Source organism: Massilia sp. CT11-108, assembly GCF_047302915.1.
Lineage (GTDB): Bacteria > Pseudomonadota > Gammaproteobacteria > Burkholderiales > Burkholderiaceae_D > Telluria > Telluria orientalis.
Map to the genome: position 1 here is coordinate 1 of NZ_JBKYMO010000123.1, position 13095 is coordinate 13095.

9 protein-coding genes and 1 tRNA gene are annotated in these 13095 nt (G+C 60.9%); all 10 read left to right on the forward strand.

Annotated elements, in window-relative coordinates:
• A partial coding sequence (locus ACEN88_RS12425; protein WP_413339958.1) for an elongation factor Tu occupies positions 1–387 on the forward strand: 387 nt, incomplete at its 5' end.
• Between the two features lie 109 nt (positions 388–496).
• Positions 497–572 (forward strand) — tRNA-Trp (locus tag ACEN88_RS12430).
• Positions 573–609: 37 nt separating this feature from the next.
• Positions 610–996, forward strand: a complete 387-nt coding sequence (secE, locus tag ACEN88_RS12435) for a preprotein translocase subunit SecE (RefSeq protein ID WP_056128720.1) — start codon at positions 610–612, stop codon at positions 994–996.
• Between the two features lie 2 nt (positions 997–998).
• Complete coding sequence (nusG, locus tag ACEN88_RS12440; protein WP_413339960.1) at positions 999–1613, forward strand: transcription termination/antitermination protein NusG; 615 nt, start codon at positions 999–1001, stop codon at positions 1611–1613.
• Between the two features lie 241 nt (positions 1614–1854).
• Positions 1855–2286: a 50S ribosomal protein L11 gene (gene rplK, locus ACEN88_RS12445; RefSeq protein WP_036239070.1), complete on the forward strand. Its 432-nt coding sequence runs from the start codon at positions 1855–1857 to the stop codon at positions 2284–2286.
• 1 nt (position 2287) lies between these two features.
• On the forward strand, positions 2288–2983 hold the full coding sequence (rplA, locus tag ACEN88_RS12450; protein ID WP_056128713.1) for a 50S ribosomal protein L1: 696 nt from the start codon (positions 2288–2290) through the stop codon (positions 2981–2983).
• Between the two features lie 260 nt (positions 2984–3243).
• Complete coding sequence (gene rplJ, locus ACEN88_RS12455; protein WP_056128711.1) at positions 3244–3768, forward strand: 50S ribosomal protein L10; 525 nt, start codon at positions 3244–3246, stop codon at positions 3766–3768.
• Between the two features lie 51 nt (positions 3769–3819).
• A complete protein-coding gene (gene rplL, locus ACEN88_RS12460; RefSeq protein ID WP_056128709.1) occupies positions 3820–4194 on the forward strand; it encodes a 50S ribosomal protein L7/L12 in 375 nt (124 codons plus the stop codon).
• A gap of 283 nt (positions 4195–4477) precedes the next feature.
• On the forward strand, positions 4478–8587 hold the full coding sequence (gene rpoB / locus ACEN88_RS12465) for a DNA-directed RNA polymerase subunit beta (protein WP_413339963.1): 4110 nt from the start codon (positions 4478–4480) through the stop codon (positions 8585–8587).
• Positions 8588–8717: 130 nt separating this feature from the next.
• The gene (gene rpoC / locus ACEN88_RS12470) at positions 8718–12968 is read left to right on the forward strand and encodes a DNA-directed RNA polymerase subunit beta' (protein WP_413339965.1); all 4251 of its coding nucleotides are present in this window, start codon (positions 8718–8720) and stop codon (positions 12966–12968) included.
• Positions 12969–13095: the final 127 nt, after the last annotated feature.

Sequence of the window (13095 nt, forward strand, 5' to 3'; positions counted from 1 at the left end):
GACCAGGGTCAAGCTGGCGACAACGTCGGCCTGCTGCTGCGCGGTACCAAGCGTGAAGACGTCCAGCGTGGCCAGGTCCTGGCCAAGCCGGGTTCGATCAAGCCGCACACCGACTTCACGGGCGAAGTGTACGTCCTGTCGAAGGACGAAGGCGGCCGTCACACCCCGTTCTTCAACAACTACCGTCCGCAGTTCTACTTCCGTACGACTGACGTGACCGGCTCGATCGTTCTGCCGGCCGACAAAGAGATGGTCATGCCGGGCGACAACGTGTCGATCACCGTCAAGCTGATCGCTCCGATCGCGATGGAAGAAGGTCTGCGCTTCGCAATCCGCGAAGGTGGCCGCACCGTCGGTGCCGGCGTGGTTGCCAAGATCATCGCCTAAGTAATACTGTTGTACCTCCGGGCGGAACGATTCTGTTCCGCCCAACAATAGAGTGTTGCGCGAAATACCCAAGTAGCGTATAATGCTCGATTCAACTAGAAGTTTTTGTAGGGGCGTAGCTCAATTGGCAGAGCGTCGGTCTCCAAAACCGAAGGTTGGGGGTTCGATGCCCTCCGCCCCTGCCACCGAATTCGGTGCCAGGCACCCGAAAGTAAATTAAGTATGTCTAATCAATCCGTGCAAACCGTCGGCACCTCGAACGACAAGTTCAAGGTCGCGCTGGCAGTGGTTGCTACGATTGCAGGTGTGGTCGGCTTTTTCATTCTGAAAGGCCAGAACAAACCAGCCCTGATGTGCGCAGGCGCACTCGTGGCTGGTTTGGCTATTGCCGTCCTGCTGTTGTGGACTTCCGCGACCGGCCGCGATTTCCTGAGCTTCGCGAAGGAATCCGTACGTGAAACGAAGAAGGTTGTATGGCCTACCCGCAAGGAAGCGACCCAGATCACCGCCGTGGTGTTCGGGTTCGTGCTGGTGATGGCAATTTTCCTGTGGGGCACGGATAAGATTCTGGAATTTCTGATGTACGACGTGATCCTGGGGTGGAAATAATAATGAGCGATAACGTTCAGCAAGATAACGTGCCGGGTGACGCCCCGGCACAAGACGCTGGTGCGCCGCTGAGTACTCCGGTCAGCAACAAGCGCTGGTACGTCGTGCATGTCTACTCCGGCATGGAGAAGAGCGTGATGCGCGGCCTGACCGACCGCATCGAGCGCGGCGGCATGCAGGAACAATTCGGCCGCATCCTGGTTCCGACCGAAGAAGTGGTCGAAGTCAAGAATGGCAGCAAATCGGTGACCGAGCGTCGCTTCTTCCCGGGTTATGTGCTGGTCGAGATGGAAATGACCGACGAGACCTGGCACCTCGTGAAGAACACGCCGAAAGTCACTGGCTTCATCGGCGGCAAGAGCAACAAGCCGACCCCGATTCCGGCGCGCGAGATCGACAAGATCATGCAGCAGGTCCAGGAAGGTGTCGAGAAGCCGCGGCCCAAAGTGCTGTACGAAGTGGGCGAGCAGGTGCGGATCAAGGAAGGCCCGTTCACCGACTTCAACGGCTCTGTCGAGGAAGTCAACTACGAAAAATCGAAGGTGCGTGTGTCTGTCACCATCTTCGGCCGCGCGACTCCGGTGGAACTGGAGTTCGGGCAGGTAGAGAAAGTCTAAAACGCCGAATCGGAGCGTCGCAGCAGCAAGGCGGAATCCGATAAGAGGAGCTCCGCCAGGAAAAGGCACTCCGAGAAAGCGTAGCGAGCGGCGGCAGTTTCGGTGGGGGCGCCCAGCCTGAGAAGCGCAGCTGTACTTCAGTACAGCGAGCATCGCAGACCGAAAATGCAACGCGCAGTAGCTTGATCGGAGCGCCGGTATGGTGGAGCGCTACCACTCATAATCGACAAAGGAGCCTATCATGGCAAAGAAAATCGTCGGTTTTATCAAGCTGCAAGTGCCGGCTGGTAAAGCAAACCCGTCCCCCCCGATCGGCCCGGCCCTCGGCCAGCGCGGTCTGAACATCATGGAATTCTGCAAGGCCTTCAATGCCAAGACTCAAGGCATGGAACCGGGCATGCCGATTCCGGTCGTGATCACCGCCTTCGCGGACAAGTCGTTCACCTTCGAGATGAAGACCCCGCCGGCAACGTACCTGATCAAGAAATTCTCGGGCGTTACCAAAGGTTCGCCGAAGCCGCACACCGACAAGGTCGGCACGCTGACCCGTGCCCAGGCTGAAGAAATCGCAAAAATCAAGCAGCCGGACCTGACCGCCGCTGACCTGGACGCTGCTGTGCGCGTCGTGGCCGGCTCGGCTCGTTCGATGGGCATCACGGTGGAGGGTATCTAATATGGCCAAGCTGTCCAAGCGCGTCAAAGAAATCAAAGCCAAGGTCGACCGTAACAAGGCCTACGCTTTCGACAACGCCGTTGCAATCGTCAAAGAATTCGCAACCGCCAAGTTCAACGAGTCGATCGACGTCGCCGTGCAACTGGGCGTGGATCCGAAGAAATCGGACCAGGTCGTCCGTGGTTCCGTCGTCCTGCCGGCTGGTACCGGCAAGACCGTGCGTGTCGCCGTCTTCGCACAAGGCGACAAGGCCGAGCAGGCTAAAGCCGCCGGCGCCGACATCGTCGGTATGGAAGACCTGGCAGAACGCGTCAAGGCCGGCGACATGCCGTTCGACGTCGTCATCGCTTCGCCGGACACCATGCGTATCGTCGGTACCCTGGGTCAGATCCTGGGCCCGCGCGGCCTGATGCCGAACCCGAAAGTCGGCACCGTGACCCCGGACGTGGCTGGCGCCGTGCGCAACGCCAAGGCCGGTCAGGTCCAGTACCGTACCGACAAGGCAGGTATCATCCACGCCACGATCGGCCGCAAGTCGTTCAGCGACGAACAGCTGAAGACCAACCTGGTCGCGCTGATCGACGCCCTGAACAAGGCCAAGCCGGCTTCGTCGAAGGGTATCTACCTGCGCAAGGTCGCGATCTCGTCGACCATGGGCGCTGGCGTGCGTGTCGATCACGCTACCCTGGCTGCTTAATAGCAAGAATTAAGTCCCTGCAAAGTAACGCAGGGCGGATCTTTGGGCTGGCGGACTGAACCCCGCCAGGCAATCAAAGACCGTTGGGCCGAAGGCAGAGCGAGTTTTAGCACCTGCCGGAGGTTAATACAAAAAACCCAACGCAGATGGCGAACCCGAACAAGTTTTGTAGTCGATGCTTTTGTCGTACTTCTTAACTTCGGACGCCGTGTTCGAACCGATGCGGGGGACGTCCCTCACATCATTTAAGGAGATTGACCGTGGGTCTTAATCTGAATGACAAAAAGGTCGTCGTCGAAGAAGTTAGCGCGAAAGTAGCAACCGCGCAAACCATCGTCGTCGCCGAGTACCGTGGCATCCAGGTTAGTGCTCTGACGAAACTCCGTGCAAATGCTCGTTCGCAGGGCGTGTACCTGCGTGTTCTGAAGAACACGCTGGCTCGTCGCGCTGTGGAAGGCACCCAGTTCGCACCCCTGGCCGACACCATGGTTGGTCCGCTGATCTACTCGATCTCGGACGACGCCGTGGCAGCCGCCAAGGTGCTCAGCGACTTCTCGAAGACCAACGACAAACTGGTGGTCAAGGGCGGTAACTACGCTGGCAAGAACCTGGATGTCGCTGGCGTCAACGCGCTGGCAAGCATCCCGAGCCGTGAAGTCCTCATCGCCCAGCTGCTGGGCGTCATGCAGGCTCCGGTGTCCGGCTTTGCACGAGTTCTGGCTGCAATCGCAGCACAAAAAGGCGAAGGTTCCGCAGCTCCGGCAGAAGCCGCAGCAGCAGAATAAGCAAGCCTTTTTGGTCAAGTACTAATCACAATCAAATATTTGGAGTTTCAAATGGCAATTAGCAAAGAAGAGTTCCTGGACGCAGTTGGCGCAATGTCGGTCATGGAACTGAACGACCTGGTCAAGGCATTCGAAGAGAAGTTCGGCGTGTCGGCAGCTGCAATGGCCGCACCGGCAGCTGGCGGCGGCGCCGCTGCACCGGCTGCTGAAGAGCAGACCGAATTCAACGTCGTCCTGACCGAAGTCGGCGCGAACAAGGTCGGCGTCATCAAGGCCGTCCGCGAAATCACCGGCCTGGGCCTGAAAGAAGCCAAGGACGTCGTTGATGGCGCACCGAAGACCGTCAAGGAAGCCCTGCCGAAAGCTGACGCTGAAGCCGCCAAGAAGAAGCTGGAAGAAGCTGGCGCCAAGGCCGAGCTCAAGTAATACATATGCAAAGGGCGCTGAATCAGCGCCCCGCGCCGGAGTCAAAGCGCGCAGATCCCCGCCGGAAGGTGGGGTATGCGGCTTTGGCTCTTTTGTCGTCCCTACGACAAAACAAGCAGTACCCTTAGGTTTTGGTAGCACCGCAGCACAGCATTATCGTAACACAGCAGCACAGGTTCCCAATCACCCGGCCGATTGCGGCGAGATTTGAGGCCTTGCATGTGGTGGCTTAACCACTGGCAATTCCTGAATTCTCATCCTTTCTGTCACTCACGGAGTGTCCATGCACTACTCATTTACTGAGAAGAAACGCATTCGCAAGTCGTTCGCGAAGCGCGCCAACGTTCACAACGTTCCCTACCTCCTCGCTACGCAGCTGGAGTCTTACGAGAATTTCCTGCAAGCGGATGCAGGGCCCTCCGTACGCAAGAACGAAGGTCTGCAATCGGCTTTCACCTCCATCTTCCCGATCGTGTCGCACAATGGTTTTGCGCGCCTCGAGTTCCTGTCCTACGTGCTGGGTGACCCCGCTTTCGACGTCAAGGAATGCCAACAACGCGGCCTGACCTTCGCGTCGCCGCTGCGCGCCAAGGTGCGCCTGGTGATCCTGGACAAGGAATCGCCGACCAAGCCCGTCGTGAAGGAAATGAAGGAACAGGAAGTGTACATGGGCGAACTGCCGCTCATGACCGCCAACGGTTCGTTCGTGATCAACGGCACCGAGCGCGTGATCGTCTCGCAGCTGCACCGTTCGCCGGGCGTGTTCTTCGAGCACGACCGCGGCAAGACGCACTCGTCGGGCAAGCTGCTGTTCTCGGCACGTATCATTCCTTACCGCGGCTCGTGGCTGGACTTCGAGTTCGACCCGAAGGACATCCTGTTCTTCCGCGTCGACCGCCGCCGCAAGATGCCGGTGACGATCCTGCTGAAAGCCATCGGCATGACGCCGGAGCAGATCCTCGCGAACTTCTTCGTGTTCGACAACTTCAACCTGCGCTCGGAAGGCGCGGAACTGGAATTCGTGGCCGAGCGCCTGCGCGGTGAAGTCGCGCGCTTCGACATCGTCGATCCGAAGACCGGCAAGACGCTGGTAACGAAGGACAAGCGCATCAACGCCAAGAACGTGCGCGACGTCGAGAACGCCGGCATCACGCACATCTCGGTGCCGGAAGACTACCTGGTCGGCCGCGTGCTGGCGAAGAACGTCGTCGACGGCGACACCGGCGAGATCATCGCCAACGCCAATGACGAGCTGACCGACGAGCTGCTGGGCAAGCTGCGCGACGCCAACATCGACGCGATCCAGACGCTGTACACCAACGACCTGGACCAGGGCGCCTACATCTCGCAGACGCTGCGCACCGACGACACCGCCGACCAGACCGCTGCCCGCGTGGCGATCTATCGCATGATGCGTCCTGGCGAACCGCCGACCGAAGAATCGGTGGAAGCGCTGTTCCACGGCCTGTTCTACAGCCCGGAACGCTACGACCTGTCGGCCGTCGGCCGCATGAAGTTCAACCGCCGTATCGGCCGTGACGAACTGGTCGGCGACATGACCCTGTCGAACGAAGACATCCTGGCCGTGATCAAGATCCTGGTCGAGCTGCGCAATGGCCGCGGCGAAGTCGACGATATCGACCACCTGGGTAACCGCCGCGTGCGTTGCGTGGGCGAACTGGCCGAAAACCAGTTCCGCGCCGGCCTCGTGCGCGTTGAGCGCGCCGTCAAGGAACGCCTCGGCCAGGCCGAAGCGGACAACCTGATGCCGCACGACCTGATCAACAGCAAGCCGATCTCGGCCGCGATCCGCGAATTCTTCGGTTCGTCGCAGCTGTCGCAGTTCATGGACCAGACCAACCCGCTGTCGGAAATCACGCACAAACGCCGTGTCTCCGCACTGGGCCCGGGCGGCTTGACCCGCGAGCGCGCCGGCTTCGAAGTCCGCGACGTGCACCCGACCCACTACGGCCGCGTCTGCCCGATCGAAACGCCTGAAGGCCCGAACATCGGCCTGATCAACTCGCTGGCACTGTTTGCCCGCCTGAACGAATACGGCTTCCTGGAAACCCCGTACCGCAAGGTCGAAGGTTCGAAAGTCACCGACAAGATCGAATACCTGTCGGCGATCGAAGAAGGCCGCTACATCATCGCCCAGGCGAACGCGCAGATCAACGAAGAAGGCCAGTTGGTCGACGAGCTGGTCTCGGCACGTGAAGCGGGCGAGACCATCCTCGTGTCGCCGGAACGCATCCAGTACATGGACGTGGCCCCGGGCCAGATCGTGTCGGTGGCGGCATCGCTGATTCCGTTCCTCGAGCACGATGACGCGAACCGCGCACTGATGGGCGCCAACATGCAGCGCCAGGCCGTGCCTTGCCTGCGTCCGGAAAAAGCCTTCGTCGGTACCGGCATCGAGCGCACCGTGGCGGTCGACTCGGGCACGACCGTGCAGGCGACCCGTGGCGGTATCGTCGATTACGTCGACGCCGGCCGCGTGGTGATCCGCGTGAACGACGAAGAAGCGCAGGCTGGCGAAGTCGGTGTCGACATCTACAACCTGATCAAGTACACCCGTTCGAACCAGAACACCAACATCAACCAGCGTCCGATCGTGAAAGTGGGCGATCGCGTGGCACGCGGCGACGTCATCGCCGACGGCGCCTCGACCGACCTGGGCGAACTGGCACTGGGCCAGAACATGCTGGTGGCGTTCATGCCGTGGAACGGCCTGAACTTCGAGGACTCGATCCTGATCTCGGAAAACGTCGTCAAGGATGACCGCTACACCTCGATCCACATCGAGGAACTGTCGGTCGTGGCGCGTGACACGAAGCTGGGCCCTGAAGAAATCACCCGCGACATCTCGAACCTGGCGGAAAACCAGCTGGCTCGCCTGGACGAGTCGGGCATCGTCTACATCGGCGCCGAAGTGCAGGCCGGTGACGTGCTGGTCGGTAAGGTGACGCCGAAGGGCGAAACCCAGCTGACGCCGGAAGAGAAGCTGCTGCGCGCAATTTTCGGTGAAAAAGCGTCGGATGTTAAAGATACGTCGCTGCGCGTGCCGTCGGGCATGGTCGGTACCGTGATCGACGTGCAGGTGTTCACCCGTGAAGGCATCGTGCGCGACAAGCGCGCCCAGCAGATCATCGACGACGAGCTGAAGCGCTTCCGCCTGGACCTGAACGACCAGCTGCGTATCGTCGAAGGCGATGCGTTCCAGCGTCTGGAGCGTCTGCTGGTCGGCAAGACCGTCAACGGCGGTCCGAAGAAGCTGGCGAAGGGTGCCGTGATCGACAAGGCCTACCTGGACGACCTGGATAAATTCCACTGGTTCGACATCCGTCCGGCCGACGACGAAACCGCCAACGCGCTGGAGGCGATGAAGGAGTCGATCAACGAGAAGCGTCACCAGTTCGACCTGGCCTTCGAAGAGAAGCGCAAGAAGCTCACGCAGGGCGACGAGCTGCAGCCGGGCGTGCAGAAGATGGTCAAGGTCTACCTGGCCGTCAAGCGCCGCCTGCAGTCGGGCGACAAGATGGCAGGCCGCCACGGTAACAAGGGTGTGGTCTCGCGTATCGTGCCGGTGGAAGACATGCCGTTCATGGCCGACGGTACGCCGGCCGACGTCGTGCTGAACCCGCTGGGCGTTCCGTCGCGTATGAACGTCGGTCAGATCCTGGAAACCCACCTGGGTTGGGCAGCGAAAGGTCTGGGCCTGCGCCTGGGCGAAATGATCAAGGCCAAGGCCGAGACCGAGCAACTGCGCGCGTTCCTGGGCAAGATCTACAACGAAACGGGCAAGAAGGAAGACCTGGACAACTTCAGCGACCAGGAAATCGTCGAGCTGGCGAACAACCTCAAGAACGGCGTGCCGTTCGCGACCCCGGTGTTCGACGGTGCCCACGAAGAAGAGATCCGCCGCATGCTGGATCTGGCCTTCCCGGACGAGATCGCGGCCCACCTGGGCATGACCCCGTCGAAGAACCAGGTCACGATGTACGACGGCCGCACCGGCGAAGCATTCGAGCGCAAGGTGACCGTGGGCTTCATGCACATGCTGAAGCTGCACCACCTGGTCGACGACAAGATGCACGCCCGCTCGACCGGTCCGTACTCGCTGGTGACGCAGCAGCCGCTGGGCGGTAAAGCCCAGTTCGGTGGCCAGCGCTTCGGTGAGATGGAGGTGTGGGCACTGGAAGCGTACGGCGCATCGTACGTGCTGCAGGAAATGCTGACCGTCAAGTCGGACGACGTGAACGGCCGTACCAAGGTGTACGAGAACCTGGTCAAGGGCGACCACGTGATCGATGCGGGTATGCCGGAATCGTTCAACGTGCTGGTGAAGGAAATCCGCTCGCTGGGTATCGACATCGATCTCGAGCGCAGCTAATAGCCAGTACGCCGTCGTCCCCGCGCAGGCGGGGACCCATGCTGAAGTGGCTAAAGTGGCTCAGTATGGGTTCCCGCTTTCGCGGGAACGACGGAAGCGAAGTAAAGAATTCAATCACCCGGAGTGATAAATGAAAGCACTGCTCGATCTATTCAAGCAAGTTCAGCAAAACGAGAGCTTCGACGCCATCAAGATTGGCCTGGCGTCGCCCGAGAAAATCCGTTCGTGGTCGTTCGGCGAAGTCAAGAAGCCGGAGACCATCAACTACCGTACGTTCAAGCCGGAACGTGATGGCCTGTTTTGCGCGAAAATCTTTGGTCCGATCAAGGACTACGAATGCCTGTGCGGCAAGTACAAGCGCCTGAAGCACCGCGGCGTCATCTGCGAGAAGTGCGGCGTCGAAGTCACCCTGGCGAAAGTCCGTCGTGAGCGCATGGGCCACATCGAGCTGGCCTCGCCGGTCGCGCACATCTGGTTCCTGAAGTCGCTGCCGTCGCGTCTGGGCATGGTCCTGGACATGACGCTGCGCGATATCGAACGCGTCCTGTACTTCGAAGCATACGTCGTGACCGATCCGGGCATGACCCCGCTGAAGAAGTGCCAGATCATGTCGGAAGACGACTACGCCGCCAAGTACGAAGAGTACGGCGACGACTTCACCGCATTCATGGGCGCCGAAGGCATCCGTGAACTGCTGCGCTCGATCGACATCGACCGCGAAGCCGAAGCCCTGCGCGTCGAACTCAAAGAGTCGAAGTCGGAAGCCAAGATCAAGAAATACGCCAAGCGCCTGAAAGTGCTCGAGGCGTTCCAGCGTTCGGGCATCAAGCCGGAATGGATGATCATGGAAGTGCTCCCGGTCCTGCCGCCGGAGCTGCGTCCGCTCGTCCCGCTGGATGGCGGCCGTTTCGCCACGTCCGACCTGAACGACCTGTATCGCCGCGTCATCAACCGTAATAACCGCCTGAAGCGCCTGATGGAACTGCGCGCTCCGGAGATCATTACGCGTAACGAAAAGCGCATGCTGCAGGAAGCAGTGGACTCGCTGCTGGACAACGGCCGTCGCGGCAAAGCGATGACCGGCGCCAACAAGCGTCCGCTGAAGTCGCTGGCTGAAATGATCAAGGGTAAGGGCGGCCGCTTCCGTCAGAACCTGCTGGGCAAGCGCGTCGACTACTCGGGCCGTTCGGTCATCGTGGTGGGTCCGCAGCTGAAACTGCACCAGTGCGGTCTGCCGAAGCTGATGGCCCTCGAGCTGTTCAAGCCGTTCATCTTCAACAAGCTGGAACTGATGGGTCTCGCAACGACCATCAAGGCTGCGAAGAAGCTCGTCGAGCAGCAGGAACCGGTCGTCTGGGACATCCTGGAAGAAGTCATCAAGGAACACCCGGTGATGCTGAACCGTGCGCCGACGCTGCACCGTCTCGGTATCCAGGCGTTCGAGCCGGTCCTGATCGAAGGTAAAGCAATCCAGCTGCACCCGCTGGTCTGCGCGGCGTTCAACGCCGACTTCGACGGTGACCAGATGGCAGTCCACGTCCCGCTGTCGATCGAAGCACAGATGGAAGCGCGTACGCTGATGCTGGCGTCGAACAACATCCTGTTCCCGTCGAACGGCGAACCGTCGATCGTGCCGTCCCAGGATATCGTGCTGGGTCTGTACTACGCGACCCGCGAGGCGATCAACGCCAAGGGCGAAGGCATGCTGTTCCCGGACGTGTCGGAAGTCATCCGCGCGTACGACAACAAGGAAGTCGAACTGGCGACCCGCATCACCGTGCGTATCGTGGAATTCCCGCGCAACGCCGAAGGCGGCTTCGACCAGACGCTGACCCGCTACGAGACCACGGTCGGCCGTGCGATCCTGTCCGAGATCCTGCCGAAAGGCCTGCCGTTCTCGGTGCTGAACCGCGCGCTGAAGAAGAAAGAGATCTCGAAGCTGATCAACACGTCGTTCCGCAAGTGCGGCCTGCGTGCGACCGTCGTGTTCGCCGACAAGCTGATGCAGTCGGGCTTCCGTCTCGCAACGCGCGCCGGTATCTCGATCGCCGTCGACGACATGCTGATCCCGGACGTCAAGAAGGGCATGATCGCGACCGCCGAAGCGGAAGTGAAGCAGATCGAGCAGCAGTACGCCTCGGGTCTGGTCACCGCCGGCGAGCGTTACAACAAGGTCGTCGACATCTGGGGCAAGACCTCGGACGAAGTGGGCAAGGCGATGATGGACCAGCTGAAAGTGGAGCCGGTCACGAAGCGCGACGGCACGCAAGGCACGCAAGAGTCGTTCAACGCCATCTACATGATGGCCGACTCGGGCGCCCGCGGTTCCGCGGCCCAGATCCGTCAGCTGGCCGGTATGCGCGGCCTGATGGCGAAGCCGGACGGTTCGATTATCGAAACGCCGATTACCGCGAACTTCCGCGAAGGCCTGAACGTTCTGCAGTACTTCATCTCGACGCACGGCGCCCGTAAAGGTCTGGCCGACACCGCGCTGAAGACGGCAAACTCGGGTTACCTGACCCGTCGTCTGGTCGACGTGACGCAGGATCTGGTCGTGACGGAAGACGATTGCGGCACCACCAACGGCACGCACATGAAGGCGATGGTCGAAGGCGGTGAAGTGATCGAAGCCCTGCGCGACCGTATCCTGGGCCGCGTGACCGGTACCGACGTCGTCAATCCGGAAACGCAGGAAACCCTGTACGAAGCCGGCACGCTGCTGGACGAAGACATGGTCGAAGAGATCGAGCGCCTGGGCATCGACGAAGTGAAGGTCCGCACGCCGCTGAACTGCGACACCCGTTATGGCCTGTGCGCGAAGTGCTACGGCCGTGACCTGGGCCGCGGTATGCTGGTGAACTCCGGCGAAGCCGTCGGCGTCGTGGCAGCACAGTCGATCGGTGAGCCGGGTACCCAGCTGACCATGCGTACGTTCCACATCGGTGGTGCGGCATCGCGTGCGGCAGTGGCATCGTCGGTGGAAGCCAAGTCGAACGGTACGGTCCGCTTCACGGCGACCATGCGTTACGTGACCAACGGCAAGGGCGCCCAGATCGTCATTTCGCGTTCGGGCGAAGTGCTGATCACGGACGACCATGGCCGCGAGCGCGAGCGTCACAAGGTGCCGTACGGCGCGACGCTGGCCGTCCAGGACGGCATGGTCGTCAAGGCCGGCGTGCCGCTGGCAACGTGGGACCCGCTGACCCGTCCGATCATCACGGAATACGGTGGCACGATCAAGTTCGAGAACGTGGAAGAGGGCGTCACCGTCGCTCGCCAGGTCGACGACGTGACCGGCCTGTCGACCCTGGTGGCGATCGACCCGAAACGCCGCGGTTCGGCCAGCAAGGTCCTGCGTCCGCAGGTCAAGCTGCTGAACGAACAAGGCCAGGAAGTCAAGATCGCGGGCACGGAACACGCCGTGACGATCGGCTTCCAGGTCGGCGCGCTGATCATGGTGAAGGACGGCCAGCAGGCATCGGTGGGTGAAGTGCTTGCACGTATCCCGACCGAATCGCAGAAGACCCGTGACATTACCGGTGGTCTGCCGCGCGTTGCCGAGCTGTTCGAAGCCCGTTCGCCGAAAGATGCCGGCATGCTGGCGGAAGTCACCGGTACGGTCGCATTCGGTAAAGAGACCAAGGGCAAGCAGCGCCTGGAAATCACCGACATGGACGGCAACAAGCACGAGTTCCTGATCACCAAGGACAAGCAAGTGCTGGTGCACGACGGCCAGGTGGTGAACAAGGGCGAGATGATCGTGGACGGCCCGGCCGATCCGCAAGACATCCTGCGCCTGCTGGGTATCGAAGCGCTGGCCCGCTACATCGTCGACGAAGTGCAGGACGTGTACCGTCTGCAGGGCGTGAAGATCAACGACAAGCACATCGAGGTGATCGTTCGCCAGATGCTGCGTCGTGTTCAGATCGTCGAAGCCGGCGACACCGACTACATCGTCGGCGAGCAGGTGGAGCGTTCGGAACTGCTGGAAGAAAACGACCGCGTGACGGCCGCAGGCAAGCTGCCGGCGACCTACGAGAACGTGCTGCTGGGTATCACGAAGGCATCGCTGTCGACCGACTCGTTCATCTCGGCCGCATCGTTCCAGGAAACCACCCGCGTGCTGACCGAAGCGGCGATCATGGGCAAGCGCGACGGTCTGCGCGGCCTGAAGGAAAACGTCATCGTCGGTCGCCTGATCCCGGGCGGTACCGGTCTGGCATTCCACCGCGCCCGCAAGGAGAAAGAAGCGTGGGAAGCGGAAGAGCGCGCAGCGCTGCTGCAGCAGGAAAAGGCCAACATGGCTGCCGAGCTGCAGGCGATGGAAGACCAGCAGAACGCTGCGGCTTCGGTCGAACAGCATCACGGCGACGGCGAGTGATCGCTTCAGCCTTGGCTTAATCAGCTGATGAAAACGGCACCTCGAGGGGTGCCGTTTTTTTTGGTGCGCCCAGCATGGGCGCACTCTTGTGGGTGGAAGTCCCGCCGCGAGCTGACCACAGCGAGCG